We start from the raw sequence: 24,007 nt of genomic DNA, 5'->3' as shown, positions 1-24,007 counted from the left end.
ATTTAGTTTTTTTAACCTGTCGTAGCCATACGGCAGGTTTTTTTACGAAGTCTAATTATGTTCTTATCACTATTGAATGGATTATGGCCAGTGAACTATATTTGAAATACTAAAAAGATAATCGAGAAAAGGACGCATGAGCGTCCTTTTTATAATTAGGTAATATTAATCTTCAACATTAAAAAGCAGGTTTACGCTTCGGTACAGCATCTAAAAACTCATTGCGCGCTTGATTGTCATGTACATACTCACCTAACATCGACATTGTGCGCGTAGTAGAGTGTTGCTTATTGACACCGCGCATCATCATACACATGTGAGCAGCATCCATTACTACTGCCACACCGCGGCAGCCCGTCACATCCATAATCGTCTGCGCTATTTGTTCGCTTAAATTCTCTTGAACTTGCAAGCGACGAGAAAACATATCGACGATACGAGCAAATTTAGACAACCCTAATACTTGACCGTTTGGTAAATAACCAATGTGTGCTACACCGTGAAAAGGCAACATATGGTGCTCGCACAATGAATAAAACTCAATATTCTGTACCAATACTAGCTCACGGTTGGTCGATGGAAACAAAGCGTCATTAACGACTTCATCTAAGCTTTGATGATAGCCTTTGGTCAAATGCGCAAATGCTTTGGCAGCACGTGTTGGGGTGTCTTCAAGTCCTGGACGATGCAAGTCCTCACCCGTTGAGGCGATGAGCTGGCGATAGGATTCGATGCTTTCTTGGTAGTCTGATGCTATTGTTGCAGTATTGCTCATAAGTTTGGCAGCCATCCAAAATGTGGGTGTAGCTTAACGCTAAATCCTTAGTTACAAACAATGGTTGTAAAGGATTATTATAAAAATTGTGCAAGCTGGGAGGGCTGTGATTATACTCGAAATCTACTTAACTTCATACTGCTGTAGCCGGTAGTTCACCGTTTTATCAATATTAAATGGTATTATTGAGCGGGATTAGGCATTAATACAGTGTAAGCAAATACAGTTTACGACTGTTTACTTAAATCAATTCGTGTATAATAACTCATCTTTCAATTGGTACTTCCACTCGCTATTTGTTAGCCAACTATTAAAAATAATCGATCATTTAAATGACCTAAATTGACTTAAAAGGAAATATTATGCTATTACAAGGACAGCGTTTTGTCGTTACAGGCATCGCTAGCAAACTATCTATCGCTTGGGCAATCGCTGAAGCACTACATCGTGAAGGCGCGTCGTTAATTTTGACTTATCCTAATGATAAAATCAAAAAACGGGTAGATATGGCGGCTGAAGCATTTGAGGCGGACTTGGTCCTTGAGTGTGACGTGGCATCAGATGCGTCTATTGCGGCTTGTTTTGAGCAAGTCACTGCCCATTGGGGCGATGGCATTAATGGCGTAGTACATGCGATTGGCTTTGCACCGATGGATCAGCTTGATGGTGATTTTGTCAATGCGACAACCCGTGAAGGCAGTCATATCGCCCATGATATCTCAAGCTATAGCTTTGTGGCATTGGCAAAAGCATCGCGTGAGCTACTTGCTATGCGCCACGGCTCAATGTTGACCTTGACTTATGAAGGCAGTATTTCAGTATTGCCAAACTACAACGTCATGGGTATGGCAAAGGCGAGTCTTGAAGCCAGTGTTCGCTACCTTGCAACTTCTATGGGCGGTGAGGGCATTCGCGTCAACGCGATCTCGGCAGGTCCTATTCGTACGCTTGCCGCCAGTGGCATCAAGTCATTCCGTAAAATGCTCGATATCAGTGAAAAAATCGCCCCGTTACAGCGTAATATTACTCAAGCTGAAGTCGGTAATGCCGCGCTATTTTTATTGTCGCCTTGGGCATCTGGTATCACTGGTGAGATTATGTTTGTTGATGCAGGCTTCAATACCGTCGCGATCAGCGAGCAGCTAATGATGCTTGATGAGCCGAAATAGTTAAAAGGCAATTTTCAGCGATATATAATGAGAAGTAAGGAAGGCAGCCAATCGGCTGTCTTTTTTGATTATACTATGGTTTTTTTTCTGATAAGCCATTAAGCGACGAATATGATAACCAAATTACCAAGATGGATATTGTGGGGTGGCGCCGTATTGGCATTCAGTGCAGGCTGTGTCAATACGGCAGCATTAATGGGTTTTACCAATTTATCTGTTTCGCATGTGACAGGTAACGTAAGCTTGTTTGCCGCTGCTATCGCTTATTTAGACATTCGAAGCCTTTTATTTATCGGCGCGTTACTACTGTCTTTTTTGGCAGGGGCGGTATTAAGTGGTTTTGTTATCGGTCAGACGTCATTGAAGCTTGGTCGACGTTATGGCAATGCGCTTTATATTGAAGCGGCATTATTGTTAATAAGCTATTGGTTATACCAGCAGCACGATTATCTAGGACAGCTTGCCGCTGCTATGGCATGTGGCTTACAGAATGCGATGGTTGCAACTTATAGCGGTGCAGTTATTCGTACCACGCATTTAACAGGACTAACCTCAGATATGGGCGCTGCCATCGGTAATTGGCTGGCGGGTCGTCGCATCAGTAAGCCAACATTAGGCTTTCAGGCGATTATTTGGTACTGTTTTTGCGCTGGCAGTGCCGTAGGTGCTTTTTTATATGCCAGAGTCGGCTATGGTGCGTTGTTTTTGCCTATTACTATTGTTTTGAGCGCAGCCTTTGTATACAACTATGTATCAGACAATCTACCAGAAAAAAGACAGCCAAGAAAAAAGCGCCCATCAGTTTGATAAGCGCTTATTCATTTTTAAATTTTATTTCAATCGAATCCATACAGACTACTGATCGTCTTCTTTATGGTCTTCATGTTCGTGCAACCCTTGCATCATATCTAACGCAGAATCGTCAGTACGCTGCTGATCTTCTTTAGCCAATCCATCTTGGTTGATGTCTTTTGGTGCCATTTTCGTCGTTGAGTCAGTTTTGTTGTCATCTGCCATGAGAATCTCCTATTTGTTTTTATTAACGTTCTTCACCAACTCAGTATGTGATACAGCTTATGAGTTGTACAGGGAAGATATGAACATATTTAGTGACGGTATGTAACTTTGTATCAAACTGACTTCTGGTTTTTCAAAATAGACTTAAAGCCATACTTATAAAGCCAATTGGTTTTGGATAGATGAAATAAAGATTATATTTCTGACAAGGTTTTCAATATGTCTATATTGATAATAATTTGGTGGATAATATTTCTGCTATGATGGCACCTTGTTTTTGTCAGTACTGTTATTAAGTACGATTATAAAGGTATGGTTAACGGCTGAAATACGTCTTTATGTTTATAATTTTTAACACCGTCTTTGGGTACAATAAGGACATTATATGTCAGAGAAAAAACTAGATAGCCATCTTCCTAACGATGGCAATGAGTATTTATTTACAGATACCTTCCCAAAAGGTACCGGTAAAGGATTGATAGTTGTCGCTATCGCGGCGGTTATCAGTCTGTTTATCTATAATGTATTGCCGTATGATATCAGTGCCAATAAAGGCCTCGCCATGTTGTTCTTTATCGGCGTTTTATGGTTAACTGAAGCAGTACATGTGACGATTACAGCGATATTGGTGGTGGTCATAGGAGCGCTAATTGGTTTACCGGATTTCGATGCTGAAATTGGCTTACAAAGCTTTGCTAACCCAATTATTTATTTGTTCTTTGGTGGCTTTGCACTAGCGGCGGCATTGCATGTGCAGCAATTAGACAGGAAAATAGCGCTCAAGATTCTATCCATGTCAGGTGGCAATCTGAGGAATGCGGTATTCTTAATATTTGGAGTCACCGCATTTTTATCGATGTGGATATCAAATACGGCTACTGCAGCGATGATGCTGCCACTGGCGCTTGGTATTCTAACGCAGGTTGACCGCGAAAAAGACCGTGGCACTTTTGTGTTTGTACTATTAGGTATTGCCTATTCTGCTAGCCTTGGTGGTTTGGGTACGATCGTTGGTTCACCACCCAATGCTATTGCTGCCAAAGCGCTGGATATCGCGTTTGTCGATTGGATGAAGTTTGGTATTCCGATGATGTTGGTGCTGTTGCCATTATTGCTCGGTGCGATGTATTTATTCCTCAAGCCCAATCTTAATCGTCAGGTCACGCTGAACGAAGATGATGAGGCTATTGCATGGAATAAGCCGCGTGTACTGACGATTATTGTATTTATCGTCACAGCGTTAAGCTGGATACTCTCGAAACAAATTGGTGCCGCACTTAATATTGATGATGTTGATTCTATTGTGGCACTGTTAGCAGCATCAGCAGTGGTGAGCTTAGGGTTGGTTTCATGGAAGCAAGTTTCTGACAATACCGACTGGGGCGTACTCATGCTGTTCGGTGGTGGTATTGCACTATCAACGGTGTTAAAAGTTTCAGGCGCATCGTTGGTTCTTGGTCAAGCAGTTGCTAATGGACTGTCCTCTGCACCGCTTATCGTCGTGGTACTGGCAGTTGCGGCATTCATTATATTCTTGACAGAATTTGCTTCTAATACGGCTTCTGCCGCCTTGTTAGTTCCTGTGTTTGCTGCTATTGCTGAGCAAATGGGTCTGCCACCTGCAGTATTAGTCATGATTATTGGTATCGGTGCTTCTTGCGCATTTATGCTACCAGTTGCCACGCCACCAAACGCTATTGTCTTTGGAACGGGTCTTATTAAACAGACAGAGATGATACGTGTTGGTGTCATACTGAATGTTATTTCTACCTTTATCATAGGTTTGTGGGCATATTTTTTCTTACTATAACCTATGAGTGAAGACAGTTATAACCGAACAAACCCAATGTTTAAGTGATTCTTAAACATTGGGTTTTTCATTTACTAGTAGTTATAATGTCGGTATAAAATACTTATCGTTTCTTTCTTGCTATCATTGATTTATTAGCTGCTCAAAGCAGATTGGGATGACTATTGACTGACTAGGTTTATCTAACAAGGAACACATAAGATGTCTAAGGAATCTCTAAAATGCTAACCCTATATATGATTCAATTAGGCGGTCGCCCCAAAGGGCGGTTGATTGAACAACACGATATATTTTTTGGCGTGGCCAATCAGGTTAATGAATTAATAGCAGATATCAATAACCATTGGCCTGAAGTGAAAAATAAGTGGCATATTGATTCATACCGCGCTATTAGCAAAGTTGATAATTATGTGATTAAATTAGTGGAATCCAATATTCAAGCACAGTGCGCCAACGACTTAAAACTCTTCTTTATCAATTTAGGCGGCTATCAGCAGGGCAGTTTTGAAGAGTTTCATTATAAGCTACTTATCGTGGCTGATAGCCAAGCAGATGCAGTTAAACAAGCCAAACAGAGCGAATTTTATAAACAATTTACTTTTAAAGATAAAGCGTCGCCTTTTAACGCTGCGTCACATATTGATGACAAGTTTGAGGTAGATATAGACGACATATATAACGTCAATGATCTTATCTCAAATGTTAAAATCATTATCGAGCCTCTTGCTAGAGCGCTTGATAAAAGTATAAATATTATAGAAGATAAAAAATACGTATGATATTTAAGTATTAAAAATCTTAAAAAATTAGCACTGTGACAATATTAATTGTCGCTTATGTATTTATGACTTCTAAGAAATACGTCTAATCACTCCTTATCTCTGTGAGATTTTTGATTATTTTATAAATTTGATACGTTCTATAAGCAACAACTCAAGTCTAGGCCATACACGAGTAACTTGAATCGCAGCTCAATTATCCCCATAATCTAACTACTCCTAAATAATAAATAGCCTAAGTAAATATGCCTGATACTTCAACAGAAAATCAAGAAAAAAGCCAGCCTGTACAAGCCGAAAATCTGAACGCCGAGACAAAAAATACGCAGAAAGAAAGTGTGGATACTCAACAGGTTATTTCTGTTGCTAATTTACCTGTGCTCGCGAAGGATGAGTATTATCTCAGTCGCCTTGAGCGTGAGCTGGCACGTGCAAAATCGTCTGCTAATAAAAATAGCAATAATGATGACAAACACAACGTTAAAAATAGCAATGATTTGGATAAAAAACGCGCCCAATATGAGCAATTAAAAGCTTGCTCGCAGCAAGCGGTGCAAGCGCGTATAGAGAGCATTCCAGATAGGCTGGCAGAAAAACTGAATCAGGATCTCCCTGTTAGCCAACGTGGTGATGATTTGATTCAGGCAATCATCGACAACCAAGTGATTATCGTTGCAGGTGAGACAGGCTCAGGTAAAACTACGCAGCTGCCTAAGTTAGCAATGTTAGCAGGGCGCGGTATACGTGGGCAAATAGGGCATACACAGCCTCGACGACTGGCGGCACGCAGTGTGGCAAACCGTATCGCTGAAGAATTGGGCGAGCAGCTTGGTAATACGGTCAGCTTCAAGATTCGCTTTAATGAGCAGGGTACGGCGCAATCTGTCGTTAAACTAATGACTGATGGTATTTTGCTTGCTGAACTTGGTCATGATCGTTTTTTGAGTAAATACGATACTATTATTATTGATGAAGCCCATGAGCGTAGTTTAAACATTGACTTTATTATGGGTTATTTAAAAAAACTGCTGCCCAAGCGCCCTGATTTAAAAGTCATTATTACCTCAGCGACACTGGATACTAAACGCTTTAGTGAATACTTTAGTCGCTACGATAATAAGCTTAAACGGCAAATTCCTGCGCCGATTTTTAATGTCGAAGGACGAAGCTTCCCTGTCGAAGTGCGTTATCGTCCATTAACAGATGAGCCTGTAACCAGCTCAGACGATGATAGCTACGATGACTTTGAAGAGAATCTGCCTCGCGCGGTGGTTGCCGCAGTCGAAGAATGCTTTAGCGATGCGCAAAATAAAGGTCATGCCGATCAAGCAGATATCTTGATATTTGCTGCAACTGAAGCTGAGATTCGTGAGCTCCAAGAGGTGCTTGAGCGTCATGGCCCTAAACATACAGAAGTGTTGCCACTATTTGCAAGGCAGACCTATGAAGAGCAGCAACGTATCTTTCAGCCCTCAGGTCGCGGCCGACGTATTGTTATCGCGACTAACGTCGCCGAGACGGCATTGACTGTACCGGGTATCCGCTATGTGATTGATTTGGGTTTTGCGCGTATATCACGCTATTCTTATCGTTCACGCGTACAGCGTTTACCGATTGAAGCCATCTCGCAAGCTGCTGCCAATCAGCGTAAAGGGCGTTGCGGTCGTGTTGCACCGGGTGTTTGTATTCGTTTATATAGCGAAGAGGACTTTACTGGTCGTCCTGAATTTACGGAACCTGAGATTTTACGCACTAACTTAGCATCCGTTATTTTACAAATGGCAAATCTGCGCCTAGGAAGCGTCGATGATTTCGCCTTTATTGAGCCGCCTGACAGTCGCTTGGTTACTGATGGACATAAATTGCTTGATGAATTGGGCGCGATTACTGCTAAAAGCGACGTACCTTCAGCTAAAAAAATTAACAAGCCAAAATCAAAACAGGGTCTGGATCATCTGGTTCTGACACCGACTGGTCAAAAGATGGCACGTATGCCAATCGATCCAAGGCTGGCACGTATGCTGGTAGCTGGTAGCGATTTTGATTGTATGCGAGAAATGCTCATTGTCGTTGCGGCGCTTGCGGTCCAAGATCCACGCGAGCGGCCAGTAAATAAGCGCCAGCAAGCGGATCAGAAGCATGCTGAATTTCGCCAAGATGATTCTGATTTTTTATTCTATTTAAGTCTGTGGAAAGCCCTGTTTGAGAAAGACGAAGATGGCAATAAGTTGTCTGGCAATCAGCGTAAGCAGTTTACGAAGAAAAACTATCTAAGCTTCCCGCGTGTACGTGAGTGGAGTCAAACCCATCGTCAGTTAGTACAAATGGTCACTGATCTTAAGCTGACTGATGCTAATGAGGCAAAAACTGCTGACAAGCATGCCTCGAAAGAAGTGACTCACAGTGACCCTACCGCGATTGAAGATGAAGCACTCAAAGCGGTTAAATACGCCAATTTACATCGCGCATTGTTAACGGGTTTGTTGTCGACGATTGCTCACAAAACTGAAAATCGTGGTGAATACTTAGCCGCTCGCCAGCAGAAAGCCAAAATATTCCCAGCCAGTACGGTTTTTAAGCAAATACCACCTTGGGTCATGGCTTTTGAAGTGGTTGAGACATCGCAAGTCTTTATGCGTACCGTTGCCAAGATTGAACCAGAATGGATTATCTCAGCCGCCGGTAACTTATTAAAATATCACTACTTTGAGCCACATTGGTCGAAAAAAACTGGCCGCGTTAAAGCTTATGCCCAAATCAGTTTATTTGGTCTGATTATTATCAGCAAGCAACTGACCAACTATGAGCAAGTTAATCTAAGCGAGTCGCGTGAGATATTTATCCGTGACGGTCTGGTTACTGGAAATTTAGGTAGACAAGCACCGTTCTTACAGCATAATATGGATAAAATTGCTGACATTGAACGCATCGAGGATAAATTACGCCGCCGTGATCTATTGGTCGATGAAGAGTCCTTGTATCAGTTTTATGATAAAAAAATCCCCGATCATATTGCGAGCCGCAAAACGTTTGAAGACTGGCGTGCCGAAGTTGAAAAAACCGATAGTAAGTATCTGTTCTTTACTGATGAAGATGTGCTTAATAGCCAAGCTCCGACCACAGGCGATTTCCCAGAAGTGTGGAAGCTTGGTGACTTAAAGCTGCCACTACGCTATATCTTTGATCCAGCAAGCGATGATGATGGGGTGACCATCCGTGTGCCGCTTGTCGCCCTACCGCAGCTTGATGCGATTGAATTGTTATGGGGTGTACCCGGTTGGCGTTATGAGCTGGTATTGCAATTATTAAAGTCATTACCAAAAGACATTCGTCGTCAGATTGTACCTATTCCTGATACTGCCGATAGTTTGTTTGATGAGTTGCAGCCTGCGGGTGGACAGGGGTTATTAAAACAGCTTTGCCAAGCACTCAACCGCCGTGGCATTATGTCAGTCACCGCCGAGCATTTTAATCCGTCTAGTATCGATCGTTATTTGCAGCCACAAATCTGCGTGGTCGATGATAAGAACCGTATCATCGAAAAAGGACGCGATCTGCAAACGCTACAGATTCGCCATGCCTCTCAGACTCGCCAAGCGGTGAATGAGCAGCAAGGCGCGCATACAGAATTTCCTGAGCACTTCGCCTTTAGTAAAAACCATCATAGCGCAGGCGTGGTTATGAAGCAGTTTGCTGCTTTGGTTGCTGACGAGGCAGGTGAAGCGGTATCTATCCATCAATATACCGATGTTAATGCAGCACTGCAGGCGCACCGTATCGGGGTGTTAACGCTAATCAAAAGCAGACTTGGCTCAAAGAAAAAACAGCTGACCAGTCAAGTCGACAACATATTTAAACTGGCGTTCGCACCGCTTGGTGATATGGAAAAGCTTAAAACTATCATCATTGATGCGACTTTAGATGCAACACTCGAAGAGCACTATGTATTGTTTAATCATACGGCAGACCTACCTGAGAGTGCTAATGATGTTGCGGTTGGACTCAGTGAGGAGCTACCCTTTACTCCTGAAGAGTATAGCCAAACGCTCGATGTGCTACTAAGTAACTTCTTGCTGATTGGTCAAACGGTCATAAAAACGCTCAAAAGCGTTTATACCCGCTGGCAACGTATTCGCCAAAGCATGCTAATGCTTGATCGAGAGATATTCGGCGAGTCTATTGAAGATATTGAAGATCAGTTAGCAGATTTGCATTTGGCTGATTTTGTTTATCGTATGGATTATAGCCACTGGCAGCAGTATCCACGCTATCTGGAAGCGCTAGAGATTCGTATCGACCGCCTTGAGCACAATGTTGAAGCTGACCTCGATGGCGTCTATGCCCTTGACTTACATATGGAAAGACTTGCAGGACGTGCTAATGATAAAGCCATCAGCGATTACCGCTGGATGGTCGAGGAGTACCGCATTCAACTGTTTGCTCAACCGATGAAAACCCGTATGGCGGTATCGCCCAAGCGTCTCAGTAAGATATGGGATAAAATAAGTTAGCATGAAAGTAAGTACTTCAGTAACCGTTCGCAAATTTTTATGGTCATGCTTTTAGTTGCCATTTGCTAAAAGCATGACACTCTTGCCCGTATTATCAAAAAGCTTATTCAACCGCTTATATAGATATCTTAGATATTATCATGACACTGGCTGCTAAGCTCATAACTTACAAGCCTTTCTAGAGAAATAAATATTCAAGCAGTCCCCATGCACCGATTGCTAACCTCTACAGTGTTTCAGTTATCATTTTTACAAAATTAATGTATCTCTTTCATGTTAACAGTCATATTTGAATCTCTGTCATCTCCTACATTGGCTGGTGCTGTGACCGCATTTGTACAAGGTATTAGTTTGTTATTACCGCGATTATTCCGTACTTTGCCGGATTTTTGCGTGAGTGGTCAAGTAGCTTTCAAGCCGTTTGGCTGATACTACTTATCACATTGGTGAGCATGCTGATTATTACTATGAAGCTTGCGCCTGAGAGTTAAGCAAAGACAATGAATTATTCATAAAATCAAATCAAGGATTGAAGATGGGAATTACAGCTATGGATAGCGTCTCTTGTACTGAGACACAAGATACAAAAATCTCGTTACTTACAGGCGAGATGGCACAAGATATGGTAAATGCTGCATTTATAGAGTCTAAAAGGCATGGTCTAATGGTATCGGTGACGGTGGTTGATCGTTCTGGGCAAATACTGGCCTTTTTAAAGGATCACCGAGCGGGTGTGCACACTATTCGCTCAAGTTATAAAAAAGCCTATACAGCCAATTCGCAAAAAAGAGAAACAGCGGTTATCGCTAGAGGCGTTGCGGACGGTAGTATTGCTGCCGACATCAGGTACCTTGATGAAAACATATTGATCATGCCGGGCGGTATTCCTGTCTATATCGATGGTATTGTGGCTGGTGGTATTGGTGTGGGCGGCGCACATGGCAATGAAGACGTAAGTATTGCTCGCGCAGGCTTAAGCGTTTTAGAGTAAATACATAGGGCGAGTTCCACGCACTAATTTTTAATTTTCACAATCTTTAGACAGTGCGTAGATATAGCTTATAGGCTTTCCCCAAATAATGCAGGTATGAATAAAATAAAAAAAGGCTGGATTAGCAATCGCTAACTCAGCCTTCTTACGTTAAAAAAGAAAAACTAAGGGCTTAGTTTGACCTTTGGATAGACCATGTTAGCAGGAGAGAGTAGATTGTCTAATGTCTCTTTATCCATCAGATTCTCTTCTAGAACAATGTCATAAACACGACCGCCAGTTTCTTGGGCTTTTCTAGCGACATAGGTGGACGACTCATAACCCAAATGCGGATTTAATGCGGTAACTAGACCAATATTGTTGAATACTTCCGTATTACACGCTTCATTATTCATCATTACGCCATCGATACAGCGCGTGGCAAACATCTCACAGATATTTGCCATCATGCTCATACCGGTAAATAAGTTGAAGGCAATGACTGGCTCAAAGACGTTGAGCTGTAGCTGAGCGTTTTCTGATGCCATGACGATAGCGGTATCAATACCCATTACATGAAAACACGCTTGATTGACCACCTCAGGTATAACAGGGTTTACTTTACCCGGCATGATTGAGCTACCAGGCTGCATCTCAGGCAGGCGATATTGTGCCAAGCCTGCACGAGGACCTGATGATTGTAAGCGCAGATCATGGGCAATCTTTGATAGACGAGCAGCAAATAGACGCAGATTGCCAGACAAAGCGACATAAGCACTGGTATCTTGTGTGGCTTCAATTAAGTCTTCAGCGATATAATAAGGTCTCCCAGTCAGCTCTTGTAACGTCTCAGCACACAGCTCTGAATACCCAGCAGGTGCATTCAAGCCAGTACCGATAGCGGTACCACCCATATTAATTTCATGAAACAATGCACGAGTTGACTCGATACGTATCATCTCTTTTTTGACCATGGTTGCAAAAGCATTGAACTCTTGACCTGCAGTCATCGGTACCGCATCTTGTAGGTGAGTGCGACCCATTTTTAAGTGATCGGCAAATTCAATACTCTTATTGACTAAGCTTTGATGCAGCATTGCCATCTTACCCAACAGACGCGTGCAATAATCGTCTAATGCAACATTTAACGCTGTTGGATAAGCGTCATTGGTCGATTGCGAAAGATTAACATGATTGTTTGGATGGACATGCTGATATTGTCCTTTTTCATAGCCCAATATCTCTAAAGCACGATTGGCAATAACCTCATTGACATTCATATTGGTTGAGGTACCTGCGCCGCCTTGAAACATATCGACGATAAACTGCTCATGGTATTTATTAGCGATTAAATCATCACATGCCGCAACGATTGCATCTTCAACAACGTCGTTTAATACACCAACTTTATTATTGGCAATAGCAGCTGCTTTTTTGACCGTAGCAAATGCGCGGATAAAGGTGGAAAACTGATGTAAGCGCACACCACTAACGGTAAAGTTTTCAAAAGCACGTAGAGTTTGGATGCCATAGTAAGCGTCAGCCGGCACATCGCGATGACCAAGTAAGTCGTATTCTTGGCGAGTAGTGGTTGTCATTTAATAAAATTCCTTCAATAAAAAACCCTGATAAAAACGGCCATCGCCTGCGATATTTATAAAACCCTGTTATCACTATGGCGATGTCGCCTCAAATGAGCATTATAGACAACATTTCAGCATAAGCGCCTTATATTGTGACTAATATGGCTGTTTATTTAAAATAAAGACCAATACTGCGCTCAAGATGACAGTACTTGCTATCATAAAAGTTAAAGTGATCGGCTCAGACAAAATCACCACGCCCAGTAAAGCTGCAAGCACGGGCACACAAAGCTGTATAACGGCAGCCTGTGTGTTTTTTAATAAAGGCATTGCTATATACCAGATGCTGTAGCCGATGCCAGAGGCAATTGCCCCTGATGCACACGCCAACCATATCCCTTCCATGGTGATACTGTCGATATGAATGAGTTGCACATCCATAATGTTTTGATATATAAAACCAGCGACTAATAATATCGGTATCGCTAGCAAACTTCTGATGAAATTAAAACCTGTGGCTCGCAGCGGTGAGAGACAGGTCTTGCCGCGTATGCTATAGATACCCCACGCCACACCGCTGATTGCCATGAGCATGGCAGCGAGTAATGAAGGCATTGAGGCCGATGGTAGCATCAAATATACAAACCCTGTGATGGCAATAACAAAGGCAATCCATTGCAAATGACTCAATGTCTCTTTTTTATAAATCCCCCAACCAATCATAGTGAGCTGAACCGCTGAAAATAAAATCAGCGCCCCAGTGCCAGTCTCAAGCTCTACATAGGCAATCGAAAAACACAGCGCATAAATAACTAAGCTTATGCTACTCAGCCAATTCCCTCTTTCACTTAATATCTCTTCATTGAAAGAATGACTAAGTCTCAATTTGCGATGTCTTAAGTAGTAGGACTGAGCTGCCATGATCATACTCAAGCAGACAGCAGCGCTTAATAGGCGAACAATGGTAAAGCTCCAAGCGTCTATATAACCCTCTGCTAAGGCCATCCTACAAAACAGAGAGTTTGCAGCAAAGGCTATTAACGCAATCAGCGTATACAATGTGACTTTCAAAAATAATTCCTACAATTAATAAGTGAGTTTTTGCATAAAATAGAGCAGCTTTAAATAGAGTGGTTTTGATGCCATCATTAACAATAATAACAAGGGAAAAAATATGGATTGGGCAAGTATTTTCATTCATGATACAACATGGACATTTGCTGCTGAGATACTGATACGTGTCATTGTCATGTTTGTGCTCATCATTTCATTTTTGCGCTTTACCGGCAAGCGCGGCGTTCGACAGTTATCTATCTTTGAGCTGACCATCATCTTGTCATTGGGCTCTATCGCAGGTGACCCGATGTTTACCGAGGATTTACCGATTATCCAAGCGGTACTAATCATGAGTACGGTAATACTGCTTTACCGTCTCTGTACATGGGGCATGATGAAATATCAGCCTTTTGAAGATTTGTTAGAAGGGAAGTCCTTATATATTGTCGAAGATGGCATGCTGGTACACGACAAAATAGCAGAAGGGAAAATGTCACATGATGAGTTTTTTGCGGAAATGCGCCAACAGGGGGTCGAGCATCTAGGTCAAGTTCGTACCGGTTTGCTTGAAACCGATGGCAATTTTAGCCTGTTATTATACCCACCTGATGACACCGGCTATGGTCTGCCACTTTTCCCGAAACAGTATCAGGCGGTTGAGCAGGTAGAATCAGGAACATATTACGCCTGTATGTATTGTGGACATTTAGATTTTATCTCCGATGCCAATCAGCCTTGCGAGCGCTGTGAAGATAACTGCCGGAATTGGGCAAAAGCCTTAAACACTAAGCTCGTAAGGTAGAAATTGGCACAAGATTCAACAGTGTTTATTAAATAGCCTAAGCATTATTATTTAATTTAAATGTATCTAGCAATTTTATCACTTGTTGAACCCGCACCTCTCTATCACCACCAATTGATTGAAATGGTTTGTTATAAGCTGTTAACTGATCAGCAAAATAAGCGCTTATTTCATCGCGCTGATGTGGGCTATCACGCAAGTCATCAGCAACCCAAGGTGTATCAACGTCGGTTAATAGTATTAAGTCATAATGATGTACCAATGCTGCTTGGGTAAGCGTTTCAGGGCAATCGCCATAATACCAATTGGAATAAACCATCAGCTCAAACAAGCTGGTATCGCAAAATAAATAATGTTTATTATCAGCTGTTTGCAAGGCTTGTTGAGCCAGTTTATTTTCTAACTCAATCTGACCTTCTGCAATAGGCAGCAAGTCCTCCCACGTACAGGTCAGCTGCTCTTTATCCCATTTTTCTTGCAGATAGGTGCGCATATATTCTGGCACCCAAGGGCAGTCAAAATGCGCGGCCAAATCACGGCACAGTGTGGTTTTTCCCGTACTTTCTGCGCCTAAAACTGCGACCTTGATGACGGATTTAGGCGTATGCTGCGTGAGATTGAAGGCGATAGCGTCGTTGCCATTCATAATAAGCCCAAATTGCGATAAGAGTGAAGACTACGTATTGTAATGCTGTAAAGGTTAGACCTTTATAAAAATAGAGCGGTACTGAGATAGCATCAGCGATAATCCAGAGTATCCAATGCTCAATCTTGCGCCGTGCCATCAGCCACATCGCCATCAAAAACAAGGCAGTGGTCAACATATCAGTATAGTCAACCCACGTAAATAGATGCATGCCAAGCTCAGCGCCATCAAAGATGAAGTTGTTATTGATAACTGGTCTAAAATAATAAACCAGACCAACAAAAGATATAGTTGCCGCGGCTAATAGTGCCAATATAGGTACGTCATTTTTATCTAAACGTTCTACTTGGATAAGGTTTGGCGCATCAGTAGTTTTAAGCTCTTGGTTATGCTGTTGAGCGGTGGGGTTTATATGGTCTCGATGCTGTGTAAGTTCTTTATTTTTTGACCAATTTATCCAGCCATAAATACTCATAATGGTATAATAAGCATTGATAAACATATCACCAAATAATTGCCATTTCCATAACAGATAGACAAATATAGCGGTGCTGACCAAGCCAATAGGGAATACCAAAATATTGGTTTTACTGGCGAGTAGTACACTGGCTACCCCAAAGATAACCGCAATCAATTCCAACCCGATAAACAAGGTCGGATAGTCGGCATACTGACCAAACAACCAATGCAAAAGTTCCACCATTGTCATTCCAAAATAGATAATAAGTTTGATATTTCTTAATAGAGATGTAGACAATCAAAATGCAGATCAATTATTTATACAAATAACGTGAGTAAGCAAGGCTGATTATAACGCAGCTGCCGCAAAATGAAGCCAATCTTTGCTTATTCTTGGCAAGAAGCTGATTATTTGTAACAAAGTATTAGAAAAATAATAATATTCAGGCATAATAAAGGCACTTATTTTAAGTTTACAGTCATTCACCCAAAATTAGACGACTGTTGTTTTACTTCACCTTATGCTTATTTCAAGCACCATAGTAGTAGACAAGGAAGCGTATCATGACGACTTGTATCACAGGCACCGGCCTGTATATCCCGCCTTTTAGCATCAGTAATGAAGAACTGGTAGAGTCCTTTAATCAGTATGTTGAAAACTATAATACAAAACACGCGGCTGACATTGAAGCAGGCACACTCACGGCTCTTCAACCTTCATCAGCGGCTTTTATCGAAAAAGTATCTGGTATCAAATCACGCTATGTGATGGAAAAAGACGGCATCTTAAATCCTGACATCATGGCACCTGTTATCGCTTATCGTAACTTGGGCGAAGAGCTGTCTATCATGGCAGAAATGGGTGTAGCTGCGTTAAATGATGCCTTGGCTGATGCAGGACTTGAGGCCAATGATTTAGATGGTATCATCCTTGCCTGCTCAAACTTTCAGCGTACTTACCCAGCCGTCTCTATCGAGATTCAAAATGCGATCGGTATGGTGGGCGGCTTTGCTTATGATATGAATGTGGCTTGTAGTGCGGCGACTTTTGGTCTATCACAAGCACATGGTTCTATCGCATCAGGTCTTGCTAAGCGCGTCGCTGTGGTCAACGTTGAAATTACTTCAGCGCATTTAAACTGGCGTAACCGTGACAGTCATTTTATCTTTGGTGATGTTGCCACTGCTTGCATCGTAGAAGAACTCGATACGCCTAAAGGCTATGAGATTCTAAACTCTAAGCTATTTACTCAGTTTTCAACCAATATCAAAAACGAATACGGTTTTATGGATCGCTCAGAGTTTTTGGCAGCGCAAACAGAGATGTATCCGGATCTTAAAGAGCCAGTAACCGATAAATTATTCTTACAAAATGGTCGTAAAGTCTTCCGTGAAGTCTGTCCAAAAGTGTCAGAAGTCATTACTGAGCATCTACAAGAAAACAATATCCCAACCTCTGATGTAAAAATGATGTGGCTGCACCAAGCCAATGCCAATATGCTAGATTTAATCTTGCGTACGGTCATCGGTAAAGAAGCAGACAAAGCTATTGTACCGAGTGTCATTGCTGAATTTGCCAATACCAGCTCAGCCAGCCCGATGATTGTATTTCATCGCTATAAAGATGACCTTGCATCCGGTGATCTGGGTGTTATTTGCTCGTTTGGTGCTGGTTACTCTATTGGGTCAGTAATCGTCCGTAAGGTCTAATTTTTTAAGCCTTGAGTCTTAATTATTAGCAAAATAGCCAAGAGTATTCTTGGCTATTTTTTTATTTAAATTTTAAGGGAAGCTGATGCTGTATTCAAATTATCAGAAAAAAGTGTCGATATGGTGCAAGCAGTAGAAAAGTTTGTTCATATATTGACAAGATTGCTGAGAGGTTTTAATTTAAGCGCAAAAATTTGCTATAATCACCGTCTTATTTCAATTATTCAATTAAAAGTCCTTTTATGAAAGAATCCTTACGCCTGCGTTTAGACCAAATGGTAGACCGTTATGAAGAGGTCACTGCCTTATTATCAGACCCGAGTGTCATCAGTGATAACAATAAATTCCGTGAGCTGTCCGTTGAGCATAGTGACTTGATGGATATCACCACTTTATGGCAGAACTATGTTGGTGCAGAAAAGGATCAAGCTGATGCAGAAGCGATGCTAAAAGAAGCATCAGATCCTGACATGAAAGAGATGATGCAAGAAGAGATTGACAGTGCTCGCGATACTATCGTAGAGATGGAAGAAGCACTTAATCTCATGATGCTGCCAAAAGACCCTAACGACAAAGTGCCCGCATTCCTTGAGATTCGTGCAGGGACAGGTGGTGATGAAGCAGCGATTTTCTCTGGTGATTTGTTCCGTATGTACCAAAAATTTGCCCAGAACCAAGGCTGGACTTTAGAGATTTTGTCAGCCAATGAGGGTGAGCATGGGGGTTATAAAGAAATCATTACTCGTGTGTCTGGTAATAGCGTTTATGGTCGTCTAAAGTTTGAGTCTGGTGTACATCGTGTTCAGCGTGTACCTGATACAGAAAGCCAAGGTCGAGTGCATACGTCAGCCTGTACTGTCGCTGTAATGCCTGAAGTTGAAATTGATGATACGGTTGATCTGAATCCAGCTGATATTCGCTTTGATACTTTCCGCTCAAGCGGTGCTGGTGGTCAGCACGTGAATACTACCGACTCTGCTGTACGTTTGACGCATATACCAACGGGTACCGTGGTAGAGTGTCAACAAGAACGCAGTCAACATAAAAACCGTGCGCAAGCAATGAAAATGCTGATATCAAAAATTCAGCAAGTCAAAGTCCAAGCACAGGTAGATGCCGCTGATACGATACGTCGCGATTTGGTCGGTAGTGGCGATCGTTCAGAGCGTATCCGCACCTATAATTTCCCGCAAGGACGTATGACGGATCATCGTATTAATCTGACTTTATATAAGCTTGATTCTATTATGGAAGGTGACTTGGATGAAATCCTTGATGCGCTGTTACGTGAGCATCAAGCGGACTTGATGGCAAGTATTGGCGGTGTTTAATAAAAGATTCATAAGCCTATAAAATAAGAGGCGTATGCTATGCATATGATAACCAACTCATCGCTACTATTACCGTTTAATAAAATCGCGATAAGTATTGTCGCGATATTAATGGCGTTTTGGTTATCTGCTTGTAGCGTCACGCCTTTATCAACGTCAGTCGTACAGCCAGACCAGAGCGATAGTAGTGTAACGACTAATACCGCAACGACTAATAAAAATGACCCGTTTTCTTATCAAGCGTGCATTTATCCGCCTAACGAGCTGGTACAAGCGTGTACTGCGAAGGGTGGCGCGTTTTCACAGCAAGGTCGGCTTGGTTGTTATCAATGTGTGGTGACTTATACCGATGCAGGAAAAGCTTGCCAAGACAGTACCGACTGCCAAGGTAAGTGCAAAAATACCGGTGAGTTTATAGCTGCCAATGTCAAGACTCAGTCAGGGCAATGCGCTAGTGACAGCAGCGGTTTTGGCTGTTATCAAACCATAGAAAAAGGTGTGGCACAACCTGCTATCTGTGTTGATTAATTTACTATTTATTTTTAATACTAAAGCCACATAATCATTAGGCAGCTGCCTAATTTGAATTTTTTGTTTTAATCCCTTAATTTAAGTTTATCGTTTTCGTTTATTCCTTTAATTATCTAATAATTTTGAGAGTGTTATGTCAAAGCCTAATAATCAAAATCAGCAAAACAATCAAGAGCAAGCTCCAGAAGACGCTAATGAGCTGATTGCCCAATTGCAAGCCAAGCTGGATGATATCGTCGCTTCAGGTAAACAGCCTTATCCGAATACGTTTAAGCGCACAGATTATGCTCAAGACTTGCAGGCAGCTTTTGAGGGTATCTCAAAACAAGAAATTGCTGACAATGATGCTAAAGGCGAAAAAACAAAGGTGAATGTCGCCGGTCGCGTCATGCTGAACCGTGGGGCGTTTATTGTTATCCAAGATATGACAGGTCGTATCCAGTTATATGTGGCACGCAAAGAGTTAGATGAGCAGACGTTAGCAGACATCAAATCGCTAGACTTGGGTGATATCGTTGGTGTATCAGGTTATATCGGTCGTTCAGGCAAAGGCGATTTGTACGTACATATTGAAGAGATTGAGTTATTGACCAAAGCATTACGCCCAATGCCAAATAAATTTCATGGTCTAGCAGATGTGGAAGCACGCTATCGCAATCGTCATCTTGATTTGATGACCAATGAGACGACCCGTGATACCTTTATGGTGCGCAGTCAGGTTATCAGCGGTATTCGCAAATTTATGCTAAATGAGCGTTTTATGGAAGTTGAAACGCCTATGATGCATCCGATCCCAGGTGGTGCAGTGGCACGTCCGTTTGTGACTCATCATAATGCGTTAGACATGCCATTATATCTGCGTATTGCTCCTGAGCTTTATCTTAAGCGCTTGGTCGTTGGTGGCTTTGAGAAAGTATTTGAGATTAACCGTAGCTTCCGTAATGAAGGCGTTTCAACCCGTCATAATCCTGAATTTACCATGATTGAGTTCTATCAAGCGTATGCGGATTATCATGATTTGATGGATTTGACTGAGCGCTTATTTAATGAATTGGCGACGGATATCTTGGGAACGACAGAGATTACTTACCAAGAAGAAGCCATTAGCCTAAAAGCGCCATTTATACGTCTATCTATGTCTGATGCGATTGCCAAATATGCAGAAAACTTTGATATGAATCGTATTAACGATCGTGAGTATCTTGCAGAGTACGCATCGACAACGCTAAAGCAACAGGTAAAGGATGTCTTTGGTGTGGGTAAGTTGCAGACCATCATCTTTGAAGAAACCGCTGAGCACCAATTGCGTCAGCCAACGTTTATCACTGAATACCCTGCTGAAACCTCACCGCTAGCACGCCGTAGTGATGATAACCCTGAGATTACGGATCGTTTTGAGCTGTTTGTCGGTGGTCGTGAGTTGGCTAATGGCTTTAGTGAGCTCAATGATCCTGCAGATCAGGCTGAGCGTTTCCTTGGTCAGGTGGCTGAAAAAGACGCTGGCGATGATGAAGCGATGCATTTCGATGCAGAGTATATCGAAGCTCTGTCTTATGGTTTACCGCCAACAGCAGGTGAGGGTATCGGTATTGATCGCTTAGTGATGCTATTGACAGACTCTGCCAGTATCCGTGATGTTATTTTATTCCCACACATGCGCCGTAAGCTGGAAGGATAAAGAAAGACAGTTGCTTGTCATAAGTCTATCCTAGTACTAAACTGAACATAAGATGGCTATTTCTAATTTTAATGAAATAGCCTTATATGGTTTTTTAGTACTTAATTAATAGGGACATTATGCATACTATGGACAATCAGCAAGTAACGCCCTCGATTTGGCAACAGATGATTCAACAGAGTTTTTTGTCTTTGTATGACTTATCAGAAAATAAAATCACTAGCCCTGAATATTTTCAGGGTTATGATTTTGTTTTCAAGTTCTCTAATGCGACGATTGATCTTATTGTCAATGATGTCGTGATGCAGGCAAGTAAGCAAGGCATTGATACTAGTCAAGTTCGTACATGGAGAAAAGAAGTTGTCAATCAGCTTATCAAGCAACATGCACATCTTTATCTCAAAAACGATAAAGCCATCACTCATAAAAATGAAGCGACATCTAATAAACCCGTATATTTTATTGGATTAACATCACTTTCAGTCCAGCATCAAGATTGCGATCATAATGATCTACAAAACCAGTATTCATCATTGCCATCTTATGCGGTTGGTTATGAGTATGGCAGTCAGTTCTTTGCTGAAGATTGTGTATTAGATTTGGACGATGAACACAGCGTTCTACAAGTATTTAGCTACCAGAACTTTGCTGAGATATTAAACCAGTTGGTGACGCCAAGTGATTTGACCGCCTATCTAGCGTTTCATCGCAGTAAACTGACTGGGCTTGAGACGTTTGCAGACGAGTCGACTTTGCTTGTGCAGTTCTTACAATCGCCAGATTTTCATCATAGGGCGATTGAAGTTCAAGAGCAATTGGTCAGTCATGGATTGATAGCACAGATTGAACCACGATTGATAAAAGCAGCAGAGCCTAACCAAACTGAGTTTGCGGCAGCGCTGATGGCAGAGATTCAGAAAAATACTCGAATGTGGTACAAGCTTTTTAATAGTTTAATCAAAAGCTGTTATGAAGCGGGTAACCCACTACCAAAAGAGCAGGTTGATATTTTGGTCGATGAATCCATGTACACCTATGCGTGTTTGATAGAAAAAATATTGGCCCATAGAACAATTGACCAAGAATCGCGCTGGACAGGTTATGTGCGCCATGAGCACTCTTACAATGTATTTGGTCGCCATTATTTGATGGTATTTTATGCGCAAGATAGCAATAGCTCGTTAAGTGCAGATAAAGTTCGTGCTGGTCATCAAGATTTGCTATTTGAGCTCAACGCTCAGATGCAGCAGCCCGTTATGCAAGAGCTGTTTTTAATTGGTGTCGATATCAGACCTTGTGAAGATAGCGTGAATACCGAAGTACATCTAGATGCTTTCCATCAGCATGGATCGCTTATCGATGCGAATACGCAGCGTTTATATCAACAATTGGCTCAATTGAGAGCTCAATCATAGCCTAGTTTTGAGACTTAAGTTTGATAGCTGTTTTTGATGCTTGGTTTGGATAGTTAGGTTCAATAGTTAGTTTCGACACTTATTTTTGACACTTAGCTTCGATAACTGATTTTAAGATAAATTGCTAATTTGATGCTTTACTTATATTTTTACGACTTACCTTGGCATTCATTATGACGCAGCAATATCAAGTTTTAGCCCGCAAATACCGCCCCAAAAACTTTCACGAGTTGATTGGGCAAACGCATGTCTCACAGGCATTGATTAATGCCATTGATTACAATCGTCTGCATCATGCTTATCTATTTACGGGTACGCGCGGCGTCGGTAAGACGACCATCGCCCGTATTTTGTCTAAATGTTTGAACTGTGATACTGGCATTACCAGTACCCCATGTGGCGTGTGTGATAATTGCGTGGCGATTGATCAAGGGCGTTTTATTGATCTGATTGAGATTGATGCGGCTTCTCGTACCAAAGTTGAGGACACGCGCGAGCTACTGGATAATGTGCCGTATGCGCCAAGCCAAGGCCGTTATAAAGTCTACCTGATTGACGAAGTGCATATGTTGTCAACACACAGCTTTAATGCGCTACTCAAAACCTTGGAAGAGCCGCCTGAGCATGTCAAGTTCCTATTAGCCACTACGGATCCTCAAAAGCTGCCGATTACTATTATCTCGCGCTGTCTGCAGTTCGTATTGCGTCCTTTGTCGCAAAGCTTGCTCAGTGAGCATTTAGCCAATGTTCTAACCCAAGAACAAGTAGGCTATACACAGCCTGCACTTTGGCAATTGGCTAGTGCGGCAAAAGGTTCGGTACGTGATGCCTTATCGTTAACCGATCAAGCCATTGCTTTTGGCCAAGGTGCGCTTGATGATGTGACCGTTAATTCAATGCTCGGCTTGATTGATGCGGCCGACTTAGTGAGCTTAATTACAGATATCTATAATCATGATAAGCCTGCTGTCGCTGCCCATATCGAGCAGATGCGTGCGCAAATGGTTGATGCTAGCAGTATGTTTGACGGACTCGCTGAGCTATTGCATCAGTTGGCATTGTGTCAGCTGCTGCCCGAAGTCGCTCTCAATGTCAATGAAGCGCAAGCACAGCAAATCGATCAGCTTGCCCAGCATATGAGCCCTGACGTATTACAGCTTTATTATGAAATTGTGGTACAAGCACGGGAAGGCGTAAAGCTTGCCAGTACGCCGATGCAAGCACTTGAGATGTGTATTTTACGTCTCTTAGCTTTTCGTCCCTTACCGGTTGATGAGATATTAGCCAATGTACCTGATAGTACAGTAACGGCTATAGAAAAACCTACTACCACTGTCTCTAGCGCTACGTTAATCACTGAGCCAGTGTCATCATCATTAGAATTACAAACTCAATCTGATAATATCGTTTATGAGAATATTGATATAAGTGTCAATGATAAACAGGATGTTGGCGCTGATAATAGTATTACTCAACATGAGAAATATTATTCAAATGACGAGGCTAGTCATTTAAGCCAGTATGACAATTCTAGCGTTTATGACACGCTAGAATTGTCCAATAATCAGCCTGAACCTGTTGTTGAACCTGTTGTTGAACCTGTTGTTGAACCTGTTGTTGAACCCGTTGTTGAACCCGTTGTTGAACCCGTTGTTGAACCCGTTGTTGAACCCGTTGTTGAACCCGTTGTTGAACCCGTTGTTGAACCCGTTGTTGAAGCGTTGGTACAAGAATATCTAGAAGCTGTTGTTTAAGCCGCTCTTGA

General features: G+C 42.0%; 19 protein-coding genes and 1 pseudogene. 14 read left to right on the top strand and 6 right to left on the bottom strand.

The window, feature by feature from the left end; genetic code table 11:
• Positions 1-178 precede the first annotated feature (178 nt).
• The gene (folE, locus tag FQ083_RS07690; protein ID WP_226939345.1) at positions 179-775 is read right to left on the bottom strand and encodes a GTP cyclohydrolase I FolE; all 597 of its coding nucleotides are present in this window, start codon (positions 773-775) and stop codon (positions 179-181) included.
• A gap of 362 nt (positions 776-1,137) precedes the next feature.
• On the opposite strand from folE, the gene FQ083_RS07685 reads away from it, so the two are divergent.
• Positions 1,138-1,944: an enoyl-ACP reductase gene (locus FQ083_RS07685; RefSeq protein WP_011513755.1), complete on the top strand. Its 807-nt coding sequence runs from the start codon at positions 1,138-1,140 to the stop codon at positions 1,942-1,944.
• 111 nt (positions 1,945-2,055) lie between these two features.
• On the top strand, positions 2,056-2,751 hold the full coding sequence (locus tag FQ083_RS07680; RefSeq protein ID WP_149409437.1) for a YoaK family protein: 696 nt from the start codon (positions 2,056-2,058) through the stop codon (positions 2,749-2,751).
• Positions 2,752-2,799: 48 nt separating this feature from the next.
• Here FQ083_RS07680 and FQ083_RS12670 read toward each other — a convergent pair whose 3' ends face one another.
• Entirely contained in the window at positions 2,800-2,961 is a 162-nt protein-coding gene (locus FQ083_RS12670) for a hypothetical protein (protein ID WP_011513753.1), read from the bottom strand.
• Between the two features lie 385 nt (positions 2,962-3,346).
• Between FQ083_RS12670 and FQ083_RS07675 the strand changes: the two genes are divergently transcribed.
• The 5 genes from FQ083_RS07675 (at position 3,347) to FQ083_RS07660 (ending at position 11,052) form a co-directional block, all read left to right on the top strand.
• Positions 3,347-4,771 carry an SLC13 family permease gene (locus tag FQ083_RS07675; RefSeq protein WP_149409436.1) on the top strand — a complete coding sequence of 475 codons (1,425 nt, stop codon included), beginning with the start codon at positions 3,347-3,349 and terminating at the stop codon, positions 4,769-4,771.
• Positions 4,772-4,992: 221 nt separating this feature from the next.
• A complete protein-coding gene (locus FQ083_RS07670; protein WP_149409435.1) occupies positions 4,993-5,550 on the top strand; it encodes a DUF1543 domain-containing protein in 558 nt (185 codons plus the stop codon).
• Between the two features lie 245 nt (positions 5,551-5,795).
• Complete coding sequence (gene hrpA / locus FQ083_RS07665; RefSeq protein WP_262881002.1) at positions 5,796-10,061, top strand: ATP-dependent RNA helicase HrpA; 4,266 nt, start codon at positions 5,796-5,798, stop codon at positions 10,059-10,061.
• Between the two features lie 273 nt (positions 10,062-10,334).
• Positions 10,335-10,490 carry a hypothetical protein gene (locus FQ083_RS12665; RefSeq protein ID WP_188004093.1) on the top strand — a complete coding sequence of 52 codons (156 nt, stop codon included), beginning with the start codon at positions 10,335-10,337 and terminating at the stop codon, positions 10,488-10,490.
• 106 nt (positions 10,491-10,596) lie between these two features.
• The gene (locus FQ083_RS07660; protein ID WP_149409434.1) at positions 10,597-11,052 is read left to right on the top strand and encodes a GlcG/HbpS family heme-binding protein; all 456 of its coding nucleotides are present in this window, start codon (positions 10,597-10,599) and stop codon (positions 11,050-11,052) included.
• A 164-nt stretch (positions 11,053-11,216) separates the two neighbouring features.
• Here FQ083_RS07660 and FQ083_RS07655 read toward each other — a convergent pair whose 3' ends face one another.
• Together FQ083_RS07655 and FQ083_RS07650 are read right to left on the bottom strand one after the other, a co-directional pair.
• The gene (locus FQ083_RS07655) at positions 11,217-12,629 is read right to left on the bottom strand and encodes an aspartate ammonia-lyase (protein ID WP_149409433.1); all 1,413 of its coding nucleotides are present in this window, start codon (positions 12,627-12,629) and stop codon (positions 11,217-11,219) included.
• 141 nt (positions 12,630-12,770) lie between these two features.
• On the bottom strand, positions 12,771-13,685 hold the full coding sequence (locus FQ083_RS07650) for a DMT family transporter (RefSeq protein ID WP_149409432.1): 915 nt from the start codon (positions 13,683-13,685) through the stop codon (positions 12,771-12,773).
• 103 nt (positions 13,686-13,788) lie between these two features.
• Between FQ083_RS07650 and FQ083_RS07645 the strand changes: the two genes are divergently transcribed.
• Positions 13,789-14,472, top strand: coding sequence for a DUF421 domain-containing protein (locus FQ083_RS07645; protein WP_149409431.1), 684 nt, complete (start codon positions 13,789-13,791; stop codon positions 14,470-14,472).
• Between the two features lie 37 nt (positions 14,473-14,509).
• Here FQ083_RS07645 and FQ083_RS07640 read toward each other — a convergent pair whose 3' ends face one another.
• Together FQ083_RS07640 and pnuC are read right to left on the bottom strand one after the other, a co-directional pair.
• Entirely contained in the window at positions 14,510-15,118 is a 609-nt protein-coding gene (locus FQ083_RS07640; RefSeq protein WP_149409430.1) for an AAA family ATPase, read from the bottom strand.
• A complete protein-coding gene (gene pnuC, locus FQ083_RS07635; RefSeq protein WP_149409429.1) occupies positions 15,069-15,821 on the bottom strand; it encodes a nicotinamide riboside transporter PnuC in 753 nt (250 codons plus the stop codon). The genes FQ083_RS07640 and pnuC overlap by 50 nt, the downstream gene beginning before the upstream one ends.
• Positions 15,822-16,141: 320 nt before the next feature.
• Here pnuC and FQ083_RS07630 point away from each other — a divergent pair, with 320 nt between their 5' ends.
• From FQ083_RS07630 to dnaX, 6 genes and pseudogenes are all read left to right on the top strand, one after another.
• Positions 16,142-17,287 (top strand): beta-ketoacyl-ACP synthase III, encoded by a 1,146-nt coding sequence (locus FQ083_RS07630; RefSeq protein ID WP_149409428.1) that lies wholly within the window; start codon positions 16,142-16,144, stop codon positions 17,285-17,287.
• A gap of 242 nt (positions 17,288-17,529) precedes the next feature.
• Complete coding sequence (gene prfA, locus FQ083_RS07625) at positions 17,530-18,618, top strand: peptide chain release factor 1 (RefSeq protein ID WP_149409427.1); 1,089 nt, start codon at positions 17,530-17,532, stop codon at positions 18,616-18,618.
• A 39-nt stretch (positions 18,619-18,657) separates the two neighbouring features.
• Entirely contained in the window at positions 18,658-19,146 is a 489-nt protein-coding gene (locus FQ083_RS07620) for a hypothetical protein (RefSeq protein ID WP_149409426.1), read from the top strand.
• A gap of 136 nt (positions 19,147-19,282) precedes the next feature.
• On the top strand, positions 19,283-20,827 hold the full coding sequence (gene lysS, locus FQ083_RS07615) for a lysine--tRNA ligase (protein ID WP_149409425.1): 1,545 nt from the start codon (positions 19,283-19,285) through the stop codon (positions 20,825-20,827).
• 119 nt (positions 20,828-20,946) lie between these two features.
• Entirely contained in the window at positions 20,947-22,242 is a 1,296-nt protein-coding gene (locus FQ083_RS07610) for a hypothetical protein (protein ID WP_262880996.1), read from the top strand.
• A gap of 173 nt (positions 22,243-22,415) precedes the next feature.
• Positions 22,416-23,837 (top strand): annotated as a pseudogene (gene dnaX, locus FQ083_RS07605) (DNA polymerase III subunit gamma/tau); the annotation flags it as partial.
• Positions 23,838-24,007: the final 170 nt, after the last annotated feature.

Origin of the sequence: Psychrobacter sp. ANT_H59 (assembly GCF_008369225.1) — a bacterium.
Classification (GTDB): Bacteria; Pseudomonadota; Gammaproteobacteria; order Pseudomonadales; family Moraxellaceae; genus Psychrobacter; species Psychrobacter cryohalolentis.
The sequence above is the reverse complement of the archived record's forward strand: the minus strand, read 5'-3'. Positions and strand labels throughout refer to the sequence as shown.